Raw genomic sequence first — 23,346 nt, 5'->3', positions numbered from 1 at the left:
CGGGTGATGAAGCGCGTCCTGCTCGCCCTGTGGCTGTGTCTCGTGCCGGGAGTCCCCGTGTGGGCGGCTTCGGGACTGGACACGCCCAGGACGCAGGCCCAGGAAGCGCGCGCCCGGGTGCGCGAGCTGCGCGAGCAACAGCAGGTGCTGCGCGCGGAGTTGAACACCCTGGCCGGACGCATCGAGCAGCTCAAGGCCGGGCAGAAGGGCCGGCTGGTGGCGGGCTCGGAGCTGGAGCAGGCGCTGCGACGCTCACAGGAGCTGTCCGGACAGCTCACGGGGCTGGCCCAGTCGCTCGCCGGGGCCGAGTCCGAGGCGGAGCGGCGCCACCTGGCGTTGCACACGGCGCTCTCCGAGGAGCTCGATCGGGTGCGCGCGGCCTGGGACGCCACGAGCGATCGTCGGGCGCGGGCCGGACTGCTCGAGCGCATGCGCACCCTGCGCGCCGAGCGAGATGCGGTGCGCACCGCGCTGCCGCCCTCCCAGGTGCCTGCGCTGCCCGGGGCGGCCACGAGCGATGACGCCGAGGATCTGCTGGAGCAGGCGGACGCGCTGCGCGACACCGAGGACAAGGTGCACCAGCGGCTCCAGGCACTGCGCGCCCGCCTCACCGAGGTGCGCGAGGAGCGGGAGCTGGAGCGGCGCATGAGCGACTTCCTCGGCGAGGAGTCCATGTTCGACGAGCAGGACCGGCGCCTGCGCTTGAGCATCGACACCGCCACGAGGAACATCTCGGTGAGCGCCACCCCTCGCACCGGGATCCCGTTCCTCGTGGCGGGGGACGAAGCCCCTGGGGGAATCGGGTCGGGGGGAGCATCGCCCCCGGCGTCGCCAGGGACCGTCGTGAGTCCCCCCCCGGCGAGCACCCCCGGTACCCCGGGAGGGCCCTACAACTCCGACAACGGGACGCCCCCTACCTACCAGCAGGCCATCGACAGCCGCCCGCAGGTGGGAACGGTGCGCGCCCAGGTACTCGCCAGTGATTTCCCGGAGGATGTACGGGGCCTGGAGCAGGAAGCCGCGCGGCTCGAGTCGCTCGCTCGGGAGCTGGACTCGCGCGCGGACTCGCTAGAGCGCCGCGCGCGAGAGTTGCGCTAGCTCACCATCCCACGGTCGGTTCGTGGCCGACCCTCTCGCACCCCCATACCCCTTGCAACGAACATGTTCGTCAAGAACTTGTTCCTGACGAACATGTTCGTTAGAGTAGGGGCATGAGTTCGACCCCACCGCCCACCAGCCGTCGCGAGCGCCCAGCGAAGCCAGCGCTCACCCGCCAGGCCATCGTGAGTGCCGCACTGGACGTGGTCCGCAGGGAGGGACTGGAGCGGCTGACGATGCGCCGGCTGGCCACCGAGCTGGATACCGGCGCGGCCTCGCTCTACGTCTACTTCCGCAACGCCGCCGAGCTCCACGCCGGCGTGCTGGATGAGTTGCTGGGCACCGTCGATCTCGGCGGCGGGGACGGCGACTGGCGGACCCGGCTCGTCGGGGTGCTGCGCTCCTACACCCAGGTGCTGCTCGAGCAGCCGAGCCTCGCCCGCTCCGCGATGGTCTCCCGCCCCTCGGGGCCGCACTACCTGGCGCTGCTGGAGAAGCTGCTCGCCCTCCTCGCCGAGGGCGGTGTTGCCGACGACCAGGCGGCGTGGGGTGTCGATCTGCTCCTGCTGCACGCCACGAGCACGGCGGTCGAGCACGGCACCCGCGATGGGGAGGCGAGTAAAGAAGACGGGTTCAACACCCTGGCCACCGCGTTGCGCACCGTCCCGGCCGCCAGCCACCCACGCATCGCCGCACTCGGTGACGAGCTGTTGTCCGGCCCCGGCCCCGACCGCCTCACCTGGGGCTTCGACGTCCTGATCAACGGAATCCCGCGCACCCCCAGACCGCGGCGCTGACGCCCGTCCCCACCCACGACGCAACCCACCCCCACGAAGAAGCCATACCCATGACCGCGACCCCCTCGATCACCATCGTCGGTGCCGGGCTGGGCGGATTGACCCTCGCCCGCGTCCTGGCCCTCTCCGGAATCCACGCCACGCTCTACGATCTCGACGCCTCACCCACGGCCCGCCCCCAGGGCGGAATGCTGGACATCCACGAGGACTCCGGGCAGCGAGCCCTGCGCGAGGCCGGGCTGTTCGAGCGGTTCCTGCCGCTCATCCAACCCGGCGGCGAGGAGCTGCGCGTCCTGGACGAGAACGCGACGGTGCGACTTGAAGAGCAGGGCGAAGGCGGCCGGCCGGAGGTCGAGCGCGGCGCGCTGCGAGATCTGCTGCTGTCCTCCCTGCCCGAGGGACGGGTCCGCTGGGGGTCCAAGGTCACCGCCATCCGCGCGCTCGGCGATGGCCGGCACCGACTGACCCTGGGCAACGGGGACGTGGTCGACACCGAGCTGCTGATCGGCGCCGACGGAGCCTGGTCGAAGGTCCGACCCCTCGTGTCGGCGGCCGTGCCGGTCTACTCGGGACTGTCCTTCATCGAGGCACACCTGAGCGAGGCCGACACCCGGCATCCCGCCAGCGCCGCCCTCGTGGGCCGAGGCTCGATGTTCGCGCTGGGCGCGCACAAGGGAATGATCGCCCACCGCGGAGGCAAGGGCGAGCTGCACGTCTACATCGCGCTGATGAAGCCAGCCGACTGGGCGGCCTCCCTCGACGTCACCGACCCGGCCGCCATCAAGGCCCGCTTGCTCGAGCACTTCGCCGGCTGGGACGAATCCCTGCTGGCGCTGATCTCCGACGCCGACGACCACCTCGTTCCCCGGCCCATCCACGCCCTGCCGGTCGGACATTCCTGGCCCCGGACGCCGGGAGTCACCCTGCTCGGCGACGCCGCCCACCTGATGTCGCCCTTCGCCGGAGAGGGCGCCAACCTGGCCATGCTCGACGGTGCCGAACTCGGGCGGGCACTCATCGCCCACCCCGGCGACGTGGAAGCAGCGCTGGCGGCGTACGAGCGGGAGCTGTTCCCCCGCGGCGAGAGGTCGGCCGCCGAGTCCGCCGCCAACCTCATCGCGCTCTTCGAGCCCGACGCCCCCCAGGGGCTGCTGAACATGATGGCCCGGTACGCCGCGGCCGGCTGATCACCGCCCCACGAGCACGTCCAGCTTCACCTCGGCCTGCAGGCGCACCTCGCGTGACGGCATGCGGCCCTTGCCCCGCACGAGCAGGCTCATGGACGGAGCGGCGAGGAAGGGCTGCAGCTCCGCGTCCGTCAACTCCAGGAACAGCACGGGATTGGGCGCGCTCAAGTTCAGCGCGGAGATGTTCTGCTTGTGCGCCACCCGCACCTCCCGATCTCCCGAGCGCGCATAGCACTCCACGGTGTCCAGGAAGGAGAAGTCCTGATCCGCGGGCGCGAGCACCTTGAGCTGGAAGGAGAAGATCCGCGCGGACGTCACGCGATCCTTGGTGATGTCCAGGTTCTGGAAGTCCTGGTTCCGGTTGAAGTCGAGGTTGGTGAAGCCACCAAAGGCCGGGAAGGCGTCGAGCGGGGTGTTGGTGTCGCCCGGGGGAGCGGCGGGAATGGTCGTCTCGCCCTTGAGATTGGCGACGTAGGAAGGGGACGCGCAGGCCACGAGCGCGAGCAGGGCACACATGGGAAGCACGAAAGGGGGGCGCATGGGGTGGGAATCTACCGGCCCGCCGGGGAGACGTCACCGAGCCCCCTTGAAGCCCTCCCTTGGAGTCCGGTCCTCTCGTGGACAGAGCGGGCCTGGCCCGGAGTATGGTGCGCTCGCTTGAAACGCATCCTCTCCACGCTCCTGGTGCTGGTCGTGGCGCGGGCCGGTGGTGCGCGGGCCGCCGACGTGGAGGGACGCCTGCGCGTGACGGGCCGGGTGCTGTGGGATGGCAACGCGCCGCGGGACTTCTCCCAACGGGGCACCACCCGCGACACCTCGGACGGGGTGTTCAGCCTGCTCGCCTCGGCCGAGGGCCGCTACACCGCCGAGCGCTGGCAGCTGGTGGGCCGCTACGACGGGGGCGCTCGCGTCTACCTCGACTACACCTGGGAGAACACGCTCGTGCAGGCCGCCGCGGTGGAGGGCTCGCGCGCGCTGGGCGAGTCGCTCGGTCTGGGTGCGGAGGGACGCGCCAAGGACCGGCGAGGTGGAGGCCGCGCGTACACGGACCTGGCCGCCTCGGCCTTCGCCGAGTACGTCCCGGACGCGCGGCTCGCCCTGCGCCTGCGCCTGGGTGCCCACCGCTTCCTCTACCGCCCGGAGCCCTCCGCGAACTTCAGCAGCCCCGAGCTGGGGGTGCTCGCGCGCTACCGGCTCGACCGCCGCCATACCTTCAGCCTCACCGGGGAGTACGGTGCGCGCCGCTACGCCTCGGCCGCGCGCCTGGCCCCGGCCGAGCCTCCCCGCGTGACGGCTCGGCGCGCGGACACGGCCCTGCTCGCGACCGTGGGCTACACCTACAAGGGGCCCCTGTCGCTGGGGCTCGCGTACACCTACGCGGAGAACAACTCCAACAGCTTCGGCGAGTCGGTGCACCGCCACCGGCTGAGCGCCACCCTGGGGATGCGCCTGCCCTGGAAGCTGACGCTGCTGGCCCAGGGCGCGTTGGGGCTCAACCTCTACCCGGATGGCGTCTACCTGTCGCCGGAGATCACCCTGCTCGAGGAGGACGAGGCGCAGAACATGCTGTCGGTGCGACTGGTACGGCCCCTGAACGACTGGCTCGACGTGGAGCTGTCCTCGGCCGTCTATGGCAGCAGCCGGATGCCCACCACGGGCCTGTCCTACTTCCGCCCCGTGGTGGGCGTGGGCCTGACCTGGCGGCCCTGACGACCGCTCACTCCAGCCCGGAGAGCCGCTCGTCGATCTCCTCGGCGAGGCTCGCATGGCTCTGGGCGAGCGCCGTGTCGCGGGCACGGGTGAGCACCTCGCGCGCCCGGGACGTCTGCCCGGCTCCGGAGTAGGCGTCTCCCAGGGACACCAGGGCGGCGGCGTACTGGGGATCCAGGCGGACGGCGGTCTCCAGGGCCTCGGCCGCCTCGGCGTAGCGCCGCGCCTCCAGCAGGGCCTTGCCCAGGGAGAAGTGCGCCATGGGGGCGTCGGGGAACTGGGCGGCCATCTTCTTGAACTGCTCCAACCGGGCGTCGCTCATGGCGGGGTGATAGAGGAGAGGCATGTCCGTTGCCAAGCAAGACGTGCGCTCCCTCGCCGAGGCCGCCCGCAAGGCCTCGCGCGTGCTCGCCTCCGCCCCCACCGCCCAGAAGGACGAGGCCCTGCGTGCCATGGCCCGCCACCTGCGCGCCGCCCTGCCCTCGCTGCTGGCCGCCAACGCGGAGGACCTGGCCGCCGCGCGCGCCGCGGGCAAGCCCTCGGCCTTCCTGGACCGGCTCCTGCTGGATGCCGGACGGGTGGAGGCCATGGCCCGGGCGGTGGAGGAGGTGGCGAACCTGAAGGATCCGGTGGGCGAGCGGACGGAGGAGTGGGACCGGCCCAACGGCCTGCACGTGAGCAAGGTGCGGCTGCCGCTGGGGGTGGTGCTGATGATCTACGAGGCCCGACCCAACGTGACGAGTGACGCGGCGGCGCTGTGCCTCAAGAGTGGCAACGCGGCGCTCCTGCGCGGAGGCAGCGAGGCGGCGCGCTCCAACGCGGCCATCGCGGCGGCGCTGGCGGTGGGGCTCACCGAGGCGGGGCTGCCGGCCGCGAGCATCCAGCCGGTGCCCCCGGGCGAGCGCGAGACGCTGCTGGAGCTGCTCAAGCTCGAGGGCCTCATCGACCTGTGCATTCCCCGGGGCGGCGAGAGCCTCATCCGCTTCGTGGCGGAGCACGCGCGCATTCCCGTGGTGAAGCACTACAAGGGCGTCTGCCACGTGTACGTGCACGCCGCGGCGGACCTGGAGATGGCCACGCGCATCGTGCTCAACGCCAAGACGAGCCGTCCGGGGGTGTGCAACGCCGCCGAGTGTCTGCTGGTGGACCGGGCCATCGCCGGGCGCTTCCTGCCCCAGGTGGGCCGGGAGCTCGCGGCGCGGGGCGTGGAGCTGCGCGCGGACGCGGCCTCGGGAGGGATTCTCGGGCAGGCCGGCGTGGCGGCGCGACCCGCGACCGAGGAGGACTGGGGCCGGGAGTACCTGGACCTCATCCTGGCCATCCGGGTGGTGGACGGGCTGGAGGAGGCGCTGGAGCACATCGGCCGCTACGGCAGCGAGCACACCGAGGCCATCGTCACGGCGGACGCCGGGGTGGCCGGGCGCTTCACCCGGGAGGCCCAGGCGAGCGCGGTGGTCTGGAACGCCTCCACGCGCTTCAACGACGGGGGAGAGCTGGGCCTGGGGGCCGAAATCGGGATTTCCACCAGCCGACTGCACGCCTTTGGACCCATGGGCCTGAGAGAATTGACGAGTCAAAAGTACGTCATCCACGGACAGGGCCAGGTGCGCTAGGGTGCGCCCAGACACGTATGGCGACCAAGAAGACGACGAAGAAGCCGGCGGCGAAGAAGAGCGCGACGAAGACGCCCGCCGCCCGCAAGAAGACGGCCGCGAAGAAGACGACGGCGAAGAAGCTGGCCGTGCGCAAGAAGCCGTCCGTCCGCAAGAAGAAGGCGCCCGCGCCTGCGGCGGCCGCTCCGGCCATCCCGGAGAATCCACGCGCCCATGCGCTCGCGCGAAAGATCGCCAACCTGCTGTCGGACAAGAAGGCCGTGGACATCGTCATCCTCGACGTGCGCGGCATGACGTCCTACGCCGACTACGTCGTGGTGGCCTCGGGCGAGAGCGACCGGCAGGTGTCCTCCATGGCCGAGCACGTGCTCGTCAAGCTCAAGGAGAGCGAGGGCCTGCGCCCCGTGGGCCACGAGGGCATGGACACCGGCCAGTGGGTGCTCCTGGACTTCGGCGAGGTGGTCGCCCACGTCTTCTACTCGGAGATGCGCGCCCACTATGACCTCGAGGGCATCTGGGCCGACGCGCGCCGGGAGAAGGTGGCCTGAAGGTCCGGCTCGTCTCGGTGGGCAGGGATCGCTCGGGCCTCTATGAGCCCGCGGTCCAGGAATACGCCTCGCGCCTAGCCCACTACACCCGCTTCGAGCTGGTGGAGCTGCCCGAGGCCGGTGGCAAGAAGGGCAAGGCCACGGACGCCCGCGCGCTCGAGGCCGACGCCCTGCTCGCGCGCAAGAAGCCGCAGGACCTGTTGGTGGCGCTCGACGAGCGGGGCAAGCTGCTCGACTCGGTGGAGTTCAGCCGCTACGTGGGCCGGGCCCGGGATGGCGCGAAGGATCTCCTCCTCGTCATCGGAGGCGATGAGGGGCTGGACGAGCGGGTGCGGCAGTCGGCCGACCTCGTGCTCTCGCTGTCGAAGATGACGCTGCCGCACCGCCTGGCGCGCGTGGTGCTGGTGGAGCAGCTCTACCGCGCCTTCACGCTCCTCAAGGGCGAGCCGTACCACAAGTAGCCCGCCCCGCCCGGCGCGTCAGACGGCGCGCGCCGCGCGCGTCCGGGGGCGGCATGAACTCCACCCTTCCCCGAGTCCGTGTCATCGCCTCGCCCCAGTCGTGGGTGGAGGGAGAAGCCCTGCGTCAACTCGAGGCCGCCGCGCGGCTTCCCGGCATGCGCTCCGCGGTGGGCCTGCCAGACCTGCACCCGGGCAAGGGCGCTCCCGTGGGTGCCGCGTTCACCTCGCAAGGCGTCTTCTATCCCTTCCTGGTGGGCAACGACATCGGGTGCGGCATGGGGCTGTGGGCGTTGGATCTGCCCGCGCGCAAGGCGAAGCCGGAGCGATGGGCCGCGCGGCTGGACCTGGAAGGCCCCTGGGAGGGCGACGCGGAGGCGATGCTCGCGGACGCGGGCGTCAGGCCCTGCGGCTTCGAGGCCTCGCTCGGCACCGTGGGCGGTGGCAACCACTTCGCCGAGGTGCAGCGGGTGGAGGCGGTGCACGACGCACGGGCCTTCCAGACGCTGAAGCTGGAGACGGATCGGTTGCTGCTGCTGGTGCACTCGGGCTCGCGGGGCCTGGGAGAACACATCCTGCGCGCGCACGTGGACCGACATGGCGCGGGAAGCCTCGCGGAGGAGTCGGCCGAGGCGCGCACCTACCTCGCTCGGCATGATCAGGCGGTGGGTTGGGCGCGGGCCAATCGCGCCGCCATCGCCGAGCGGGTGATGCGGGGCGTGGGCACGGCGGGGCGGCGGGTGCTCGATGTCTGCCACAACAGCGTCACGCCCAAGACGTGGGAGGGAGGGCAAGGCTGGCTGCACCGTAAGGGCGCGGCGCCCTCGGATCAAGGGCCGGTGGTGATTCCCGGCAGCCGCGGCGCGCTGAGCTACCTGGTGCTGCCCCTGGGAGACGGCGAGGACCATGCCTACAGCCTCGCGCATGGGGCGGGCCGCAAGTGGACGCGCACCCATGCCCGCGAGCGCCTGCGCGAGCGCTTCACCCCCGATGCGCTCCTGCGCACCACCTTCAAGAGCCACGTCGTGTGCGAGGACCGCGACCTGCTCTTCGAGGAGGCCCCGCCCGCGTACAAGGCCATCGATCGCGTGGTGGGCGATCTGGTCGATGCCGGACTCGTGCGCGTGGTGGCCACGCTCGCCCCGCTGCTGACCTACAAGACCCGGAGTCGGCGGGAGTAGGCTCGTGCCCGCCATGCTCAAGCTCTACCAGTTCCATCCCTCGGGTAATTGCTACAAGGTCCGCCTGCTGTTGCACCAGCTCGCCATTCCCTTCGAGACGGCGGAGGTGGACATCGCCGCCGGGCAGACCCGCACGCCGGAATTCAAGACGAAGAATCCCATCGCCAAGGTGCCCACCGTGGAGCTGGAGCCGGGAGTGTTCCTCGCCGAGTCCAATGCCATCCTCTGGTACTTCGCCGAGGGCACGCCCTTCATCCCCTCGGACAAGCTGGAGCGGGCGCGGATGCTGCAGTGGATGTTCTTCGAGCAGTACAGCCACGAGCCCTACATCGCCGTGGCGCGCGCGTGGATCTCCTTCTTCGGGATTCCCGCGGGCAAGGAGCAGGAGTTGGAGGAGCGCATCCACAAGGGTTACGCCGCGCTGGACGTGATGGAAGGCGAGCTCAAGAAGCGCCCCTTCTTCGCCGGAGACACCTACAGCCTCGCGGACATCTCGCTGTATGCCTATACACACGTGGCGGACGAGGGCCGCTTCGAGCTGGGACGCTACCGGGCCATCCGCGCCTGGTTCGAGCGGGTGCAGGCCCAACCACGCCACCTGCGCCTGCGCGACCCGGTGGCGTGAGAGCGTATGGTGCTCGCGGCGGTGACGCACCGAGCCCGGGGCGAACGGGCCCGTCACGTCGAGGCGTCGAGGGCCTCCTTCACCTCGTCCGCGCGCGGATCATCCGAGAGGCTGATGACGGCGAAGCCGTAGCCGTCGCGGAACCAGTAATGGGTGAGCAGCACTCCATCCTGACGCAGCCCCTTCGTCCGGCCGGGAACCCGGGTTCCCGGACGCATGTAGAAGCCGAGACGTCGTCCGTCCCGGGCCTCGTAGAGCAACAGAGCGGCCGCGCCCGCGTCGGTCGACAGTAATTGCCCGCCGAGCAGCGTGAAGCCGTGCGCCTGGAGATCCGGCACCGCCGCCCGGGGGCCCAGGTTCCTGACCAGCCATCGCTTCAAGTCGTCGGACTTCGACGCGTCCAGCTCGAGCGCGTGCGCCTGGTCCATCGCGAACAGGCGGTAGGCCTGGAGCGCGTCCTCCATGGGCGGGAGCGTGGCGGCCATCGTCATCGAGCGGGCCACCCAGCCGCCCACGGCGCCCACGCCCGCCGTGAGCACCAGGGCCGCCGCCAAGGCCACGCGCTGGCGCGTCCGGGCGCGCAACGAGCGGCGGATGGCGGAGGGCTCGAGTTGGGGAGCGGGCGGGAGGGCACGGGGATTGGCGAGCGCAGCGCGCAGCCGCTCGGCATCGCGCTTCCATGCGGCAACCGTCTCCGCCCACTCGGGGGTGGCCTCGAGCCAGGCCTCGACCTCCCGCCTCCGGCCATCGTCCAACTGGCCATCGACATAGGCGTGCAGTTCGTCCTCGGTCGGAATGAGCGGCGTCATTTCAGCACCCGGAGAGAAGGAGGAGACACATCATTGTCCGTCAACTCGCGCAGCGCCTTGCGCGCGCGCGACAGGCGGGACATCACCGTCCCGATGGGCACCCCGAGCGCCTCGGCGGCCTCGCCATAGCTCAAGCCCTCCACGGCCACCAGCAGCATCAACGCCCGCTGCTCGGGTGGCAACCGGCCAAAGGACTCCAGCGAGGCGCGGGCGATGACCACCTCCTCGGCCGAGGGCGCCACGTCCCGGGGACCCCGGAACACGTCCAGCAGCCGCGAGAAGCGCCCCGCGCGCTTGCGCTCGTCGAGGAAGCGCCGGTACAGGATGGAGAACAGCCAGGCCTGGAGGCTGCCCGCCTCGTGCCGGCTCTTCCATCTCGACACCGCGCGCTCGAGGCTCGCCTGCACGAGGTCGTCGGCGGCGGTGGAATCGTGGGTCAAGGCCCGTGCGAACCGCCGCAAGCGGGGAATCAAGTCACGGAGTTCGGCTTCGTCGGTCTCGGTCATGGGGCGCTCGTGAGACGACCGAATCCTGTCCCTATTCCGCACCGCTCCGAAAGCCGGGGAATAGGTGCGCGCGAGCGTCGTCTCACGGGCTCTTCAAAGGACACCTCATGATGCACCTCAACCGCCTCGCCTCTGCTTTCGCCGCCTTCCTCGTCCTCGGAGGGGTTTCCTCTCCCGTGCTCGCCGCCCCGGTGAAGAACGTCGTTCTGGTTCATGGAGCCTTCGTCGACGGCTCCGGCTGGAAGCCCGTTCACGACATCCTGATCAAGCACGGGTACAACGTCAGCATCCTCCAGCACCCGATGACCTCGCTGGAAGACGATGTCGCCGCGACGAAGCGTCTTCTCGACCGCCAGCAAGGCCCCGTCCTGCTGGTCGGTCACAGCTACGGTGGCACCGTCATCACCCAGGCGGGAACGGATCCACGGGTCGCCGGGCTCGTCTACATCGCGGCCCACATGCCGGACACGGGAGAGAGCGGCGTCTCCAACAAAGCGAAGATGCCAGGCGCCTCGAAGGCGATCGCACCCACGCCGGACGGTTTCCTCTTCATCGATCCCGCGCGCTTCCATGAGGACTTCGCCGCTGACCTGCCGCGCGAGCAGGCCGAGTTCATGGCTCGCTCGCAGATGCCCACCTCGCTCCGGGCGATGTCGACGCCCATCGTCAATCCCGCCTGGAAGACAAAGCCCAGTTGGATGCTCGTGTCGACGGAGGACAAGATCATCCATCCCGAGCTGCAACGGATGTACGCCGCACGCGCCCACAGCCACAAGGTCGAGGTGAAGGGAAGCCATGCGGTCTACGTGTCGCACCCCAAGGAGGTCGCGGCGCTGATCGAGGACGCCGCGAAGCACGCCGGGGACTGAAGCAAGGCGAGAAGGTCGCGTGAGATGATAGGAAGCCAGCCATGATGCGAATCATCCCAGGCGACCTCGGTGACCCGCGCGTCATCGAGCTGCTCCACATCCATCTCACACGAGCCCGGGCGGAGACGGCACCGGGCAGTGCGCACGCCTTGGACCTCACCGGGCTGCAATCGCCCGACATCCGCCTCTGGACGATCTGGGAGGACGAGACGCTTCTGGGTGTCGGCGCGCTGAAGCAGCTCTCACCGGAGCATGGTGAGATCAAGTCGATGCATACGGCGCAATCCATGCGCGGCCGGGGCGCTGGAAGCGCCATGTTGCGCCATATCATCGAGACCGCACGGGCCAGCGGTATGTCGCGCCTCAGCCTGGAAACGGGCTCCTGGGATTATTTCCGGCCCGCACGGGCGCTCTACACGAGCCATGGCTTCGTGGAGTGCCCGCCGTTCGCCGACTATGTGCTCGACCCGAACAGCGTCTTCATGACGCTCGAGCTGTGAGCTTCCCGCCGGTCCAACACGCGGCTACTCGAGGCGGCACAACATGCCGGTACAACTCATGTCGTTGAAGTCGTAGACCACGGAGCCGCCTGGATTGCCACGCGGACGCTCCGTACCTCTTGGTACGAAGAACACCGCCGAGTTCGCTCCGTAGAGACCCGCCGGAAACGTCATGGGCCGCAGGACGACGTATTCGTTGTACATCATGTGCAACGACCTCCGCCTGGGGGCTGGCACTCCGCCCGCGACGGGTGGCGATCCGCGCTCAGGCGCCAGGCGCGCCATTTCCTCGTCCCACGCGTTGCTGTCCGCGATGTTCGCGCGCCGCAGCAGCCCCTTGCGCACAGCATCATCAAGGCCCGCATCCCCCACCAACGGCGCCGTCTTGTCGGCGTACGACTCCACTGGCGCATCGCTCCCACCCACCCACTTGGAGGGCGTGCCCTTCGCCTCGCCCAGGATGACCTCACCGTTGTGCGCCGGGTAGACCATGTCGACATCACGCCCGAAGAACCGCCGAGCCATGGGGTTCAGCTCCTCGAGGTGATCCGTGTCCACATAGAAGGAACCGCATGAACTCCCGTCGTCGGCCGTATGGATGGCGACCGGCGTATCGGCATCCAGGCCCGCGACGATCTGGCGATGGTAGCCGCTGACCAGCACGGCCAGCAGGGTCGTCTTCTGAGAGCGCCGGATCGACCAGATGGTCGGCGCATAGGCACCAAGCATCAGCACGACGGGCTTGCCAGGGTTGTCGACACTCACCGTCATGGTCGTGGCGACACTCCCGCTCTGATCAATCTGTACCGAACTCTCCTTGCCCGCGTAGCCGCCGCCAGCCAGAACGGCGAAGTCGGCGGGCAAGGACAAGCCCCTGAAGCCGCAAGCCGACGCGACGGGTGGCGCCTTGATGTGCGGTTCTGGCACGACATCGGCCCCCCTGGGCTCGCGCGAAGCGACGACGGGCGGAGTCTTGATGGGGGACGGTACTGGCGGGAGATGCTCCCTGAGTCTGCTCAGCTCGCGCGACGGAGTCCTGAGAACCGTCCACGATGAGAACATGATCGACACCTCTCCCTCCTTGCGCTCCATGGAGGTGAGCTCCCGCTCTTTCCGATCATCAATGAGCAACGAGTCCTCCGACATCCAGACCATGCGTGGAAACAGCCCGGGAGACAACGTCACTTCCTGCAAGGCCCTGCTCTCGCAGTCCAACGCTCCACCCGAACGAACCACCTTGATCAAAGTGCTTCGCTCACTCGGGCCATTGCGGCAATCCAGCACGACGGCCTGGTAGGTCCCGTCGGGCGACGGGATGAGCTGCAACATCTCCCCCGCTGGCTCACAACCCAACAACGCCATCGAGCCCAGCACGCACAGCACCAGCAGCCGATTCATGACCATCCCTGTCATCAACACACAATGCGTGGGTCCATCGTCCTCTGAGGTTTTACCCAGCGTCAACCCTCGCCGGGGAAGCAGCGGTGCGGGCCGTCACTCCTCGCGCCGTGCATACTCCCACACCACGGCCCGAGCACGCTCGGCCAGCGCGTGACTCCCGGGCAACTCCCGCCCGAGCAGCCGCGGAACGGCGAGCGAGCGGCTGACGGAGTTGGTGATGATGCCGGGAAGGCAGGGGGCCTCCAGGGGCGGAGTCACCACCGCGTCCCCCAGGAGGAGGAACACCACATCCATCCCACGCGTGCCCGGGAGGAGACGGCACCGGGCAGTGCGCACGCCTTGGACCTCACCGAGCTGCGATCGCCCGACATCCGCCTCTGGACGATCTGGGAGGACGAGACGCTTCTGGGTGTCGGCGCGCTGAAGCGGCTCTCGCCGGAGCATGGTGAGATCGTGGAGTGCCCGCCGTTCGGCGACCATGTGCCCGACCCGAACAGCGTCTTCATGACGCCATGACGCGGGTGGCCTGATCGCCACCCAGCTCTGGCACACCGGGCGCGAACGCACGGAAGACGAAGCCAGGGGACGGCCACCCGGCTGGGCCATGATGGAAGCGCTCACGCCGGTTGATCTCACGACATCCGAAATCGCCGGCATCGTGAAGGGGGAACCTCGAGAACCGCACACGCTTGACGCTGGAAATCCTCGCGGCGGTCTCGGACGTCTACGGTGCCGAGCGCGTTGGAATCAGGTTCTCGCCCAGCGCCACCGTCGCGGGGAGCCCGGATCCACGGGTTGAGGAGACCTTCGCCTATCTTCTCGAGCGGCTCCGTCCGCTGGGTCTCGCCTGGGTCGATGTGACCCGTGTCACCGCGCAGGATCTCGCCCATGGGTCTGGACCAGGAATCCCGCTGGAGTGGAGCCGGTCGCACTACGCGGGCCGGCTGATCGGAGCGGGTGAGTTCGACCGCGAGACGGGCGAAGAGGCACTCGCCCGGGGCACCCTGGACGCCGTCGCCTATGGCCGGCTGTTCCTCGCCAATCCGGATCTGCCGAAGCGCTTCGCCAGGCGGGCCCCGCTGAACAATCCCAACCCTCAGACCTTCTACGCACCGGGTGAAACCGGCCTGACGGACTACCCCACGATGGAGGCGGCATGAACACCCCCATGGATGAGCGAGTCCTCCAACCAACGCCAACACGCGACTACAGGTGACACCTCGGACCACCGGTACAACTCATGTCGTTGAAGTCGTAGACCTCGGAGTGACCTGGATTGCCACGCGGGCGCTTCGTGCCTTTCGGTACGAAGAACACCGCCGAGCGCGCCCCATAGAGGCCCGCCGGAAACGTCATGGGCCGCAGCACGACGTATGCATTGCGCATCATGTGCGACGACCTGAGCCTGGAGGCCTGCCCATCGCCCGAGACGGATGTCGCTCCGCGCCCAGGCGCCACGCGCGCCATCTGCGCTTCCCACTTATTGATGTCGCCAATGTTCGCGCGCCGCAGCAGCCCCTTGCGCAAGGCATCATCAAGGCCCGCCTCCCCCGCCAGCGGCGCCGTCTTGTCGGCGTACGACTCCACTGGCGCGTCGCTCCCCCCCACCCACTTGGAGGGCGTGCCCTTCGCCTCGCCCAGGGTGACCTCACCTCCGCTTGCCGGGTAGACCATGTCGACATCACGCCCGAAGAAGCGCTGGGCCATGGGGTTCAGCGTCTCGAGGCGATTCGCATCCACGTAGAAGTAACCGCACTCGCTCCTGTTCTCGGCCGTGAGAACGGTGACCGGCGTGGTGGCATCCAGGCCCGCGACGATCTGTCGATAGGAACTGCTGACCAGCACGGCCAGGATGGTCGTCTCTTGAGAGCGTCGGATCGACCAGAGGGTCGGCTCTTGGGAACCAAGCATCAGCACGACGGGCTTGCCCGGGTTGTCGACACTCACTGTCATGGTCGTGGCGGCGCTCCCGCTCTGATCGATCTGCACCGTGCTCCTCTTGCCCCCGTGGCCGCCACCAGCCAGGACGGCGAAGTCGGCGGGCAAGGTCAGGCCCCTGAAACCGCACGCTGGCGCGACGGGTGGCGTCTTGATGGGCGGTTCTGGCACGACATCTGCCCTGGACATGCTTCGCACGGCGAAGGGCGGCGTCTTGATGGAGGGCGGTGCTGGCGGGAGATGCTCCCTGCCTCTGCTCTGCTCGCGCGACGGAGTCTTGAGAACCGTCCACGATGAGAACGTCATCGACACCTCTCCCTCCTTGATTTCCATGAAGGTGAGCGTCCGCTCTTTCCGATCATCGATGAGCAACGAGTCCTCCGACATCCAGACCATGCGTGGAGACAGCCCGGGGGACAACGTCACTTGCTGCAAAGCCCTGGTCGCGCAGTCCAACGCTCCACCCGAACGAACCACCTTGATCAAAGTCATTCGCTCAATCGGGCCATTGCGACAATCCAGCACGACGGCCTGGTAGGTCCCATCGGGCGAAGGGATGAGCTGCAACATCTCCCCCGCCGGCTCACAACCCAACAACGCCATCGAGCCCAGCACGCACAGTACCAGAAGCCGATTCATGACCGTCCCTGTCATCGACATACAACGCGTGTGCCCATCGTCCTTCGAAATTTCACCCAACGTCAATCCTCGCTGGGGACGAGCGGGGAAGCAGCGGGTGAGGACCTTCACTCCTCGCGCCGTGCGTACTCCCGCACCACGGCCCGAGCATGCTCGGCCAGCACGTGGCTGCCGGGCAGTTCCCGCCCGAGCAGCCGCGGAACGGCGAGCGCGAGGCTCACGGAGTTGGTGAGGACACAGCCTCGGACTGACTCCAGTTGCTCCCGCCCCACCGAGCGCTCCACGACCGGCATGTCCCCGAGCCGTCCTTCCTCCAGCAGCACGGAGCGGATGATGCCGGGAAGGCAGGGGGCCTCCAGGGGTGGAGTCACCACCGCATCATCCAGGAGGAAGAACAGATTCCCGTTCGGCGCCTCACAGAGTTCCCCGGCCTCGTTGGCGAAGACCACTCCCCGGCCGAAGTGCGCGTACTGCCGCAGGTACGAGACGCTCTTGTGTCTCAAGGTGGGGTCACCCCTCCGGTAGCAATGCTCCTCCCTCTCATCGAGGACCGTGTGCTCTTGGGGGGCCGGCAAGGCCCGGAAGGACAGCAGCAGCCGCCCATCTCCCGCCACCAGCTTACCCACGCCGGAGAAGCTCGGGCCCAGGCTGGCATCCGCCTCCAGACACCGTTGCAAGGACTGACGGACGGCGCCGACGGTGAGCACGTCCTCGGGTGGTGCGCGCACGCAGCCCTCATGGGCCTCGAGGCTCGACCGGAGCCGCGCGAGGTGCCGCCCGAGGAACATGGGCATGCCCCCGGTGACGAGGAACGTCTCGAAGAAGCCCGCGCCGAAGAAGAACGACTGGAGGAAGTCCTGGAGCCGCAACTCCTCGAGCCGCCGCACCTCTCCGTTCACCGCGACCGTGTCCATCATCCGCTTCGCTCCTCCAGGAAGTTCGCGAGCAACGTGTTGCCGTGCGGTGTGAGGAAGGACTCGGGATGGAACTGGATGCCCTCCACCCACGGGTACTCGCGGTGGCGCAGCCCCATCACCAGCTCGCCGCACCAGGCCGTGACCTCCAGGCACTCTGGAAGGCTCGCCCGCTCCACCACCAGCGAGTGATAGCGCGCGGCGACAAACGGGTTGGGCAGGCCCCGGAAGACGCCTCGGCCATCGTGGTGGATGTCGGCCGTCTTCCCGTGCACGGGCACCGGTGCCCGCACGACGCGCCCGCCGAACACCTGACCGATGGACTGGTGCCCCAGGCACACCCCGAGCACCGGCACCCGGCTCGCGAAAGCGCGGATGACCTCCAGGGAGATGCCGGCCTCGTTCGGCGTGCACGGGCCCGGTGAGATGACGATGCGCTCCGGCCGCAGGGCCTCCACCCCGGAGAGAGCGAGGGCGTCGTTGCGCACCACCTTCGGCTCCGCCCCGAGCCCGCCCAGCGCCTGCACGAGGTTGAAGGTGAAGGAGTCGAAGTTGTCGATGAGCAGCATCATGCCGCGTCCTCCACCGGGCGCGCGGACAGCGCCAGCAACAACGAGCGGGCCTTGTGCAGCGTCTCCTGGTACTCGCGCCTCGGCTCCGAGTCGTGGACGATGCCCGCCCCGACCTGCACCCAGGCCCGGCCACCCTTGAGCACCATGGTGCGGATGACGATGTTCAGGTCCAGCTCGCCCGTGAAGCTCACGTACCCGAGCGAGCCCGTGTAGAGGCCCCGCGCGTGGGGCTCCAGCTCGGTGATGATCTGCATGGTGCGGATCTTCGGCACGCCGGTGATGGTGCCACCCGGGAACACCGCCGCCACCACGTCGAGCGGCTCCACTCCCGGCGCCAGCCGACCCACCACCTCGGACTCGATGTGGAGCACGTGGGCGTACTCGATGATCTCCATCAGCTTCGTCACCTGGACGCTCCCGTAGGCGCAGACGCGCCCCAGGTCGTTGCGCTCCAGGTCCACCAGCATCGCGTGCTCCGCCCGCTCCTTCTCGCTGGTGCGCAGCTCGTGCGCGAACCGGGCGTTCTCCTCCGGCGTGCCCTTGCGGCGCGTGCCCGCGATCGGGCGGGTGATGGCCCGGCCGTCCTCCACCCGGACCAGACGCTCGGGCGAGGCACTCACCACCTCGAAGCCATCCACCTCCAGGTAGCTGGCGAAGTGCACCGGGCTGATGGACGCGAGGGCCTCGTACAGCTCCAGCGCGGGGAGCCTCGGCTCCACTTCCAGCCGCTGCGAGAGATTGACCTGGTAGGTATCTCCCGCGCGGATGTACTCCTGCACGCGCTCCACCGCGCGCTGGTAGCCCTCCTGCGTGAAGTTGGAGCACCAGGGCACGTCCGGCGTCTGGCCGTCCGCGAGGCGCCAGGCCGGTGCCGGCGGCCCGGCCGAGACGACCGCGCGCACGACACGCTCCAGCGCATCCAAACGTCGCAGGCAATCCTCGTAGTCACGGCCCGTGGCCACCACGAGCGCCCGGTCCTCCAGGTGGTCCACCGCCACGAAGGTGTCCACGAAATCCAGCGCGATGTCCGGCAGGCCCAGCTCGTCGTTCGGGCGGCGCGGCAGGGATTCGAAGTGGTGTGCGGCCTCGTAGGCGAAGAAGCCCACCGCCCCGCCGCAGAAGAGCGGCATTCCCGGCAGCCGCACGCCCCGCCAGCGCCCCAGCAACCCACTCAGGGTGGCCAGGGGCTCGCCCGGCTGGGGCTCGCCGTTCACCTCGCACCGCGTCCCCTGGGCCCGGAACGACAGGAAGGGTTTCGCTCCCACGAAGGAGTAGCGGCCCTCGCTGGAGACGCGGGTGCTCTCGAGCAGGAAGCGGTGCCCCGGGGGAAGGGCTCGCAGCACGTCCACGGGCCGTGCGCCGTGCAATTCCACCGAGCGAACGAGGGGAACCTGATTGTACCCCTCCACCACGAGCGCCTCGAAGCGTTCGCGGTCCAGCGGAGAGGGAGGCGGAATGGGGACGACTGACATGGGCGGGCTTGTAACAGAGGAGTGGAGGGGAAACCCGTCAGGGGTGGTCCATCAGGAGGATCCCGCTCGTATGCCAGGCGGGCCTCGTGCATCCGCTTCGCGCGCTTCCTCCTCGAGGAGCCTGTCTGGTAGGACCCACTTCATGGCATCAGGACAGACCTCTTCGCTGCAACTGCCATCGTTCCTACATGGCACCTTCCGCTCGGTGCAGCAGAAGACGAGACGGGATGGCTCGCGGTGTGGCGAGCAGTATCGTGAGGATGGCACCTTCCCCGTTCCGCGACAGATGCTGGAAGTCGCTCCGGGAGAGATAGTGGTGGCGCACGAGGTGGTGGACCTCCAGCGAGAGCACCCGGCCTGGCGGCTGTACATGGTGTCGAATGTCATCGACGGTCTGCTCGATGCAGTGGACTCGAAGAACACGTTGCCCGCGAGGGATGCCTATGAAGCCGCCTTCCTGGAGACGGCCTGGGGTGCGCTCTACTTCACCCTCGCGCAGATGGGTCCGGTGAGTGCGGAGCGGACGGCGCGGCGCCTCCAGGCGGTGCTGCGCTTCTGGGAACCACTCCAGTGCGCGCGCTATCTCTTCAAGAAGCTGGGGATGGCGCACACGCTGGAGGAACTGATGGTGGCCTCCTGCGACTGGGCCATGGATGCGTGGTGCCCGTTGGGAGAAGTCTCGGTACGTGAGCGCCTGGAGATGGCGGCGCAGCGCATGGAGAAGGCAACACGGGAGGACTGCATCGACGCCATCTTCCGGGAGATGCCGCGAGCGCTCGCACATGTCGGCGAGTTGAAGCACTGGAAGGTGGTGGCCGACCCTGACTTCCAGCGCGAGCGCCTCACCACCCTCGACCCGAGGTCCTTCGAGCGGGTATCGGCTGCATGTACAGCGGACCTGCTCTGGCTGTTGACTCGCTGGGACCGTGACGAGGTTTCGATCGCCACGCTGTAGCGCTGGCGCTCAGCGCTGGGTGCGCTGGAACGAGGCCAGCAGCACGCCGGCGAGGATGAACAGCGTGCCGAAGGTCTTGTTCAGCACCGACAGGTGCCGTGGCGAGCGCAGCAGCCGCAGCGCGCGCGCCGCCAGCAGCGTGTAGCCGCCCATCACGACGAGGTCGGTGAACCCGATCGTCGCGCCGATCGCGAGATACTGCGGGCCCAGCGGTTCCGACAGCGCGACGAACTGGGGCACGACGGCGAGGATGAAGACCGTGCCCTTGGGGTTCAGCGCATTGACGATCCAGCCCTTCAGCACGAGCTGGCGGCGCGGCACCATGCTCCGTCCACCGGCAGGGCTGGCATCGGAGTCCGCGACCAGCGGCAGCGCCGACGCGCGCCACTGGCGCACTCCCAGCCAGACGAGGTACGCCACACCGACCCACTTCACCACCGAGAACGCAAGTGTCGAGGCGGCGATCAGCGCGCCCAGCCCCATCGCGACGACGAACACCTGCGTGACGATGCCGAGCACCAGACCGAAGGTCACGAAGTAGCCGCGGAGAAAGCCGTGGTCGAGACCCGCGCTCATCGCGGCGACCGCGCCCGCGCCGGGCGACAGGCTGATCGCCCAGGAGGCGGCGAAGAAGGTGAGCCAGACGGACAGAGCCATGCCGGCGTTGTAGCACGGCCCTGTCCGTCCCCGTTCACTGGGGCAGCCTTGGGCCCGCGGCCCTGTCCCGCCAGGTATAGGGCTGTGCGTGGCCCACGACCTGCCGCCGGCCAGGACGGCCGCCGGCCGCGAGATGGAGATTCAGATCGCGGACCGCCAGCGCCCGTTGCGGAACAGATAGAGGTCCTTCGGGCCGAGGGAGTACAAGCCGTCCTCCGCCGGCAGCAGCCGCAGGCAACTGCCGGGGCGGGCGTCGCTGTCGAAGCGGTCGTCCGGGACCAGGCGGTCACCCCGCAGGCGCAGGATGCGGAAGTCGCTGACGACGAAGACCTCGCCGCCGAAGTCGGCCACGTCCCGCAGCGTTTCGCCGCGTCCGGTGTCCACCGTTTCCCAGAGGTTCCCCCGGCCGCGCACCAGCATGCCGCCGTCCCCGACCGCGTACACCTGCCCGTCGGCGGCGCAGCAGACGGCGTTGAGGTTGGCCGACGTGGGGCTGTCGATGCGCGCCCAACGCCCTTGCACATCACCGCGCCACACCTCCCCCTGCCAGCCCACCGCGTAGAGCTCGTCGAGCGAGAAGCCATGCAGGCCCTCGAAGCCGACGACGCCGTGGTCGTCGGGCCGCGGGCCCGGGCCGATGGCGCGCCACTGTGCGGGGCCGTCCCGCACCAGCACCTCGCGGCCCATGCCGCAGGCGAGAACGACGTGGTTCACCACCGTCAATGCGGCGAGCGCATGCCGCGCCTGGTGCAGTTCGCCTTCCGCCTGCTGCAGCGTCTCGGGGTTGATCTCGAACACGTCCCGCCCGGCCCCGATGAACACGACCGCGCGCTGCTGGCCGGGTGGCTTGACCGTGGCGGCCGCGACAGCCGCCCATCCGACCGACGTCGGGACCTTCTCCACGCCGCCGTCGACGAAGCACAGGAAGGTCGAGTTGTTCAGCCCTTTCGCCGACAGCTCGTCGAGCGCCTTGGCCACGAAGCAGTAGTCGTGGAAGGGCGCGCAGCCGGCGAGGAACGTGGATTCGGAATGGTTCATGGGGATGCGTGGCCGCCAGGGCGAGGCCGACGTCCACGGAACTCTCCGGCTCGTCTATCACCCGCTGGAAGAACTCGTTGGGTTATTTGGGCTGGGCCTCCAGCCGTCGCTCGTACAAGCGGAACCAGAGCGCGATGCCCGCGTCGGCCCGCACCAGGTGGAAGTCCTCGCGGGCGGGATGCCGGGGCTCACTGTCGCGCAGCAGTGCGTAGTCTTCCGGCTGGATGAGCCACAGTTCCGTCCGGACCAGCAACCACGCCACCAGCCCGCCCACGAGTGGGAGAGCACTGCGATAGCGGAAGACTACCCAGGTGTGCTCCGCGTCGATGGGCGTGGCGGCCACCAGGGCCTGGGTGAGGCCACCAAAGCGGGCGAGCATCAGATGGGGAAAGAGCACCTTGAGCTCCGCCGCGAAACCGCTTCGACCATCCCAAGGCTTGCCATCGTCCTCGCGCAGGACGCCGTGGGTGTGGATGACATCGCCCTCGAGGCGCGCCGTGTAAGGGTCCAGCCAGGTCCCCGTCCCCAGAGCCCACCGGCGGTGCGCGAAGGGGAAGTGGTGCAGGTCCAGATTCCCCTCCATCACCCGGGCGAAGGGAACGTCCCACGTCAGCGTGGCGGTGCACGTGTCCGCTCCCTCCCCGGGAAGCTCCTGGTTCCAGGGCAGCGGGGGAAGCTCGCTCCGTTGCTCGCCCCACCACAGCCACACCAGGCCGAGGCTCTCCCGCACCGCGTATCCCCTCACCCGCAGGTCGGCCCGGATCGGGCGCGCCTTCCCCTCGCAAGGCACGCGCACGCACGCGCCATCCACCGCGAAGCGCATGCCATGGTAGGGGCACTCCAGGCATCCACCCACCACCCGGCCCCGGGAGAGGTCGGCGCCCCGGTGGTGGGGACAGGCGGCTTCCTGAGCCACCGGCTGGCCCCGCGCGTCCCGCCACAGCACGAGCTCGCGCCCGAGCCGGGTGACGCCCACCGGCCGGCGGCCCAGCCGCTTCGACTCCAGCACCGGGTACCACGTGTCGCGCACGAAGTCCTCCCGTGCTCCCGCTCCCCGCATCCGCCTATTCTCATCCGTTCTCATCCATCCAGGGCTGTCCATGTCTCCAACGTAGAGAAGCCCCATCGGACGTGAGTGATGCCACGCGCCAGAAAGAGTGCTCCCACGCGACAGTCGCGCCCGGCACCGGCGGGCCCCACCGCATGGGCCGGACTGGTGTCGCGCGTACTCGACTCCGCCGAGGCCAGCGGCATTCCCCGTCGCGTCCTGCTGGAGTCCTCCGGGCCCGAGCGCGTGCGACTCACCGGGCCCGAGGCGCGGGTGCCCCTGCGCTCCGTCTACACGCTTCGTGAATGGTGGGCGGCTCGGTTACTCCGCGCCGAGCGCCTTCCACCACGCCTTCCGCCGTTGGACGGGCCTATCTCCACGGGAATGGCGCATGGACGGAGAGACGGCTGCCTCGCGCCGGTGAATGCCTTCTGGCTTACTACTTCAACGAAGACGAACCCGCTCCAAGGGAGATTCCTGGGAGGCTTACCGAATGCCCGGTGCAAGAGACCGGGTAGCCACAGAGAAAGGAGCAGCAGTGACGACCAAACCGGTGAAGGGACCCCAATCGTACTTCCCGTCGATCGAGAAGACGTACGGCCGCCCCGTGGAGGAGTGGTTCAAGGTCATTCGCTCAGCGCCCGTCAAGAAGCACATGGAGATCGTGAACTGGCTGAAGTCCGAACACGGACTCGGCCACGGGCACGCCAACGCACTCGTGGCTTACCTGCGGGATCAAGAAGCCAGGTAGGCTGGGAGAATTGGCCGGGGACTTCCGGTGGTGGAGTTGCACCGGGGCCACCTTCCCGGT

28 protein-coding genes are annotated in these 23,346 nt (G+C 69.0%); 15 read left to right on the top strand and 13 right to left on the bottom strand.

Going from position 1 to position 23,346, the window contains the following annotated elements; all coding sequences use genetic code 11:
- Positions 1-6 precede the first annotated feature (6 nt).
- The 3 genes from CYFUS_RS09020 to CYFUS_RS09010 all read left to right on the top strand — a co-directional run bounded on the left by CYFUS_RS09020 (position 7) and on the right by CYFUS_RS09010 (position 3,082).
- Positions 7-1,098, top strand: coding sequence for a TetR family transcriptional regulator (locus tag CYFUS_RS09020; RefSeq protein ID WP_095984849.1), 1,092 nt, complete (start codon positions 7-9; stop codon positions 1,096-1,098).
- Between the two features lie 113 nt (positions 1,099-1,211).
- Positions 1,212-1,895 carry a TetR/AcrR family transcriptional regulator gene (locus tag CYFUS_RS09015; protein ID WP_095984848.1) on the top strand — a complete coding sequence of 228 codons (684 nt, stop codon included), beginning with the start codon at positions 1,212-1,214 and terminating at the stop codon, positions 1,893-1,895.
- 50 nt (positions 1,896-1,945) lie between these two features.
- Positions 1,946-3,082, top strand: coding sequence for an FAD-dependent oxidoreductase (locus CYFUS_RS09010; RefSeq protein ID WP_095984847.1), 1,137 nt, complete (start codon positions 1,946-1,948; stop codon positions 3,080-3,082).
- On the opposite strand, the gene CYFUS_RS09005 is transcribed toward CYFUS_RS09010, so the two are convergent.
- Positions 3,083-3,622 carry a hypothetical protein gene (locus CYFUS_RS09005; protein WP_232537459.1) on the bottom strand — a complete coding sequence of 180 codons (540 nt, stop codon included), beginning with the start codon at positions 3,620-3,622 and terminating at the stop codon, positions 3,083-3,085.
- A 117-nt stretch (positions 3,623-3,739) separates the two neighbouring features.
- On the opposite strand from CYFUS_RS09005, the gene CYFUS_RS09000 reads away from it, so the two are divergent.
- Positions 3,740-4,792 (top strand): hypothetical protein, encoded by a 1,053-nt coding sequence (locus CYFUS_RS09000; protein WP_095984846.1) that lies wholly within the window; start codon positions 3,740-3,742, stop codon positions 4,790-4,792.
- A 7-nt stretch (positions 4,793-4,799) separates the two neighbouring features.
- On the opposite strand, the gene CYFUS_RS08995 is transcribed toward CYFUS_RS09000, so the two are convergent.
- Positions 4,800-5,138, bottom strand: a complete 339-nt coding sequence (locus CYFUS_RS08995; RefSeq protein WP_002622181.1) for a tetratricopeptide repeat protein — start codon at positions 5,136-5,138, stop codon at positions 4,800-4,802.
- Between CYFUS_RS08995 and CYFUS_RS08990 the strand changes: the two genes are divergently transcribed.
- The 5 genes from CYFUS_RS08990 to CYFUS_RS08970 are packed head-to-tail and all read left to right on the top strand — an operon-like array spanning position 5,137 to position 9,217.
- Complete coding sequence (locus CYFUS_RS08990) at positions 5,137-6,405, top strand: glutamate-5-semialdehyde dehydrogenase (RefSeq protein ID WP_095984845.1); 1,269 nt, start codon at positions 5,137-5,139, stop codon at positions 6,403-6,405. The genes CYFUS_RS08995 and CYFUS_RS08990 overlap by 2 nt on opposite strands.
- Before the next feature lie 17 nt (positions 6,406-6,422).
- A complete protein-coding gene (gene rsfS / locus CYFUS_RS08985) occupies positions 6,423-6,953 on the top strand; it encodes a ribosome silencing factor (RefSeq protein ID WP_198316514.1) in 531 nt (176 codons plus the stop codon).
- The gene (locus CYFUS_RS08980) at positions 6,950-7,414 is read left to right on the top strand and encodes a 23S rRNA (pseudouridine(1915)-N(3))-methyltransferase RlmH (protein WP_095984844.1); all 465 of its coding nucleotides are present in this window, start codon (positions 6,950-6,952) and stop codon (positions 7,412-7,414) included. The genes rsfS and CYFUS_RS08980 overlap by 4 nt, the downstream gene beginning before the upstream one ends.
- Positions 7,415-7,467: 53 nt before the next feature.
- Positions 7,468-8,592, top strand: a complete 1,125-nt coding sequence (locus CYFUS_RS08975; protein WP_095984843.1) for an RNA ligase RtcB family protein — start codon at positions 7,468-7,470, stop codon at positions 8,590-8,592.
- 13 nt (positions 8,593-8,605) lie between these two features.
- Positions 8,606-9,217: a glutathione S-transferase family protein gene (locus CYFUS_RS08970; protein ID WP_095991886.1), complete on the top strand. Its 612-nt coding sequence runs from the start codon at positions 8,606-8,608 to the stop codon at positions 9,215-9,217.
- Positions 9,218-9,270: 53 nt separating this feature from the next.
- Here the strand turns inward: CYFUS_RS08970 and CYFUS_RS08965 are convergent, their stop codons facing one another.
- Both CYFUS_RS08965 and CYFUS_RS08960 read right to left on the bottom strand, forming a co-directional pair.
- Positions 9,271-10,026 carry an anti-sigma factor family protein gene (locus CYFUS_RS08965; protein WP_095984842.1) on the bottom strand — a complete coding sequence of 252 codons (756 nt, stop codon included), beginning with the start codon at positions 10,024-10,026 and terminating at the stop codon, positions 9,271-9,273.
- Positions 10,023-10,532 carry an RNA polymerase sigma factor gene (locus CYFUS_RS08960; protein ID WP_095984841.1) on the bottom strand — a complete coding sequence of 170 codons (510 nt, stop codon included), beginning with the start codon at positions 10,530-10,532 and terminating at the stop codon, positions 10,023-10,025. Before CYFUS_RS08960 ends, CYFUS_RS08965 begins: the two co-directional genes overlap by 4 nt.
- A gap of 107 nt (positions 10,533-10,639) precedes the next feature.
- Here CYFUS_RS08960 and CYFUS_RS08955 point away from each other — a divergent pair, with 107 nt between their 5' ends.
- Both CYFUS_RS08955 and CYFUS_RS08950 read left to right on the top strand, forming a co-directional pair.
- Positions 10,640-11,401, top strand: a complete 762-nt coding sequence (locus tag CYFUS_RS08955) for an alpha/beta fold hydrolase (protein ID WP_232537458.1) — start codon at positions 10,640-10,642, stop codon at positions 11,399-11,401.
- A 41-nt stretch (positions 11,402-11,442) separates the two neighbouring features.
- On the top strand, positions 11,443-11,901 hold the full coding sequence (locus tag CYFUS_RS08950) for a GNAT family N-acetyltransferase (protein ID WP_232537457.1): 459 nt from the start codon (positions 11,443-11,445) through the stop codon (positions 11,899-11,901).
- A gap of 24 nt (positions 11,902-11,925) precedes the next feature.
- Here the strand turns inward: CYFUS_RS08950 and CYFUS_RS08945 are convergent, their stop codons facing one another.
- Together CYFUS_RS08945 and CYFUS_RS08940 are read right to left on the bottom strand one after the other, a co-directional pair.
- Positions 11,926-13,299, bottom strand: coding sequence for a hypothetical protein (locus tag CYFUS_RS08945; RefSeq protein WP_157758345.1), 1,374 nt, complete (start codon positions 13,297-13,299; stop codon positions 11,926-11,928).
- A 96-nt stretch (positions 13,300-13,395) separates the two neighbouring features.
- Positions 13,396-13,587 (bottom strand): hypothetical protein, encoded by a 192-nt coding sequence (locus tag CYFUS_RS08940; RefSeq protein ID WP_198317015.1) that lies wholly within the window; start codon positions 13,585-13,587, stop codon positions 13,396-13,398.
- A gap of 54 nt (positions 13,588-13,641) precedes the next feature.
- Here CYFUS_RS08940 and CYFUS_RS08935 point away from each other — a divergent pair, with 54 nt between their 5' ends.
- On the top strand, positions 13,642-13,818 hold the full coding sequence (locus CYFUS_RS08935; protein WP_232537456.1) for a hypothetical protein: 177 nt from the start codon (positions 13,642-13,644) through the stop codon (positions 13,816-13,818).
- 173 nt (positions 13,819-13,991) lie between these two features.
- Complete coding sequence (locus tag CYFUS_RS08930; protein WP_232537455.1) at positions 13,992-14,462, top strand: hypothetical protein; 471 nt, start codon at positions 13,992-13,994, stop codon at positions 14,460-14,462.
- Between the two features lie 46 nt (positions 14,463-14,508).
- On the opposite strand, the gene CYFUS_RS08925 is transcribed toward CYFUS_RS08930, so the two are convergent.
- From CYFUS_RS08925 to CYFUS_RS08910, 4 genes are all read right to left on the bottom strand, one after another.
- Complete coding sequence (locus CYFUS_RS08925) at positions 14,509-15,879, bottom strand: hypothetical protein (protein ID WP_157758344.1); 1,371 nt, start codon at positions 15,877-15,879, stop codon at positions 14,509-14,511.
- Positions 15,880-15,986: 107 nt separating this feature from the next.
- Positions 15,987-16,796, bottom strand: coding sequence for an aminotransferase class IV (locus CYFUS_RS08920; RefSeq protein WP_095984838.1), 810 nt, complete (start codon positions 16,794-16,796; stop codon positions 15,987-15,989).
- Positions 16,793-17,365 carry an anthranilate synthase component II gene (locus CYFUS_RS08915; protein ID WP_095984837.1) on the bottom strand — a complete coding sequence of 191 codons (573 nt, stop codon included), beginning with the start codon at positions 17,363-17,365 and terminating at the stop codon, positions 16,793-16,795. Before CYFUS_RS08915 ends, CYFUS_RS08920 begins: the two co-directional genes overlap by 4 nt.
- Positions 17,362-18,837, bottom strand: coding sequence for an anthranilate synthase component I family protein (locus CYFUS_RS08910; RefSeq protein WP_095984836.1), 1,476 nt, complete (start codon positions 18,835-18,837; stop codon positions 17,362-17,364). Before CYFUS_RS08910 ends, CYFUS_RS08915 begins: the two co-directional genes overlap by 4 nt.
- Before the next feature lie 142 nt (positions 18,838-18,979).
- On the opposite strand from CYFUS_RS08910, the gene CYFUS_RS08905 reads away from it, so the two are divergent.
- Positions 18,980-19,792: a hypothetical protein gene (locus CYFUS_RS08905; protein ID WP_095984835.1), complete on the top strand. Its 813-nt coding sequence runs from the start codon at positions 18,980-18,982 to the stop codon at positions 19,790-19,792.
- Positions 19,793-19,801: 9 nt separating this feature from the next.
- Here the strand turns inward: CYFUS_RS08905 and CYFUS_RS08900 are convergent, their stop codons facing one another.
- The 3 genes from CYFUS_RS08900 to CYFUS_RS08890 form a co-directional block, all read right to left on the bottom strand.
- The gene (locus CYFUS_RS08900) at positions 19,802-20,449 is read right to left on the bottom strand and encodes a LysE family transporter (protein WP_095984834.1); all 648 of its coding nucleotides are present in this window, start codon (positions 20,447-20,449) and stop codon (positions 19,802-19,804) included.
- Between the two features lie 141 nt (positions 20,450-20,590).
- Complete coding sequence (locus CYFUS_RS08895) at positions 20,591-21,487, bottom strand: hypothetical protein (protein ID WP_095984833.1); 897 nt, start codon at positions 21,485-21,487, stop codon at positions 20,591-20,593.
- An 82-nt stretch (positions 21,488-21,569) separates the two neighbouring features.
- Complete coding sequence (locus tag CYFUS_RS08890; protein WP_232537454.1) at positions 21,570-22,517, bottom strand: Rieske 2Fe-2S domain-containing protein; 948 nt, start codon at positions 22,515-22,517, stop codon at positions 21,570-21,572.
- 556 nt (positions 22,518-23,073) lie between these two features.
- Here CYFUS_RS08890 and CYFUS_RS08885 point away from each other — a divergent pair.
- On the top strand, positions 23,074-23,286 hold the full coding sequence (locus tag CYFUS_RS08885; protein ID WP_232537453.1) for a DUF4287 domain-containing protein: 213 nt from the start codon (positions 23,074-23,076) through the stop codon (positions 23,284-23,286).
- Positions 23,287-23,346: the final 60 nt, after the last annotated feature.

The sequence above is a fragment of the Cystobacter fuscus genome (genome assembly GCF_002305875.1).
Classification (GTDB): domain Bacteria; phylum Myxococcota; class Myxococcia; order Myxococcales; family Myxococcaceae; genus Cystobacter; species Cystobacter fuscus_A.
Note: the sequence above shows the minus strand (reverse complement) of the source record. Positions and strands in the feature narration are given on the sequence as shown.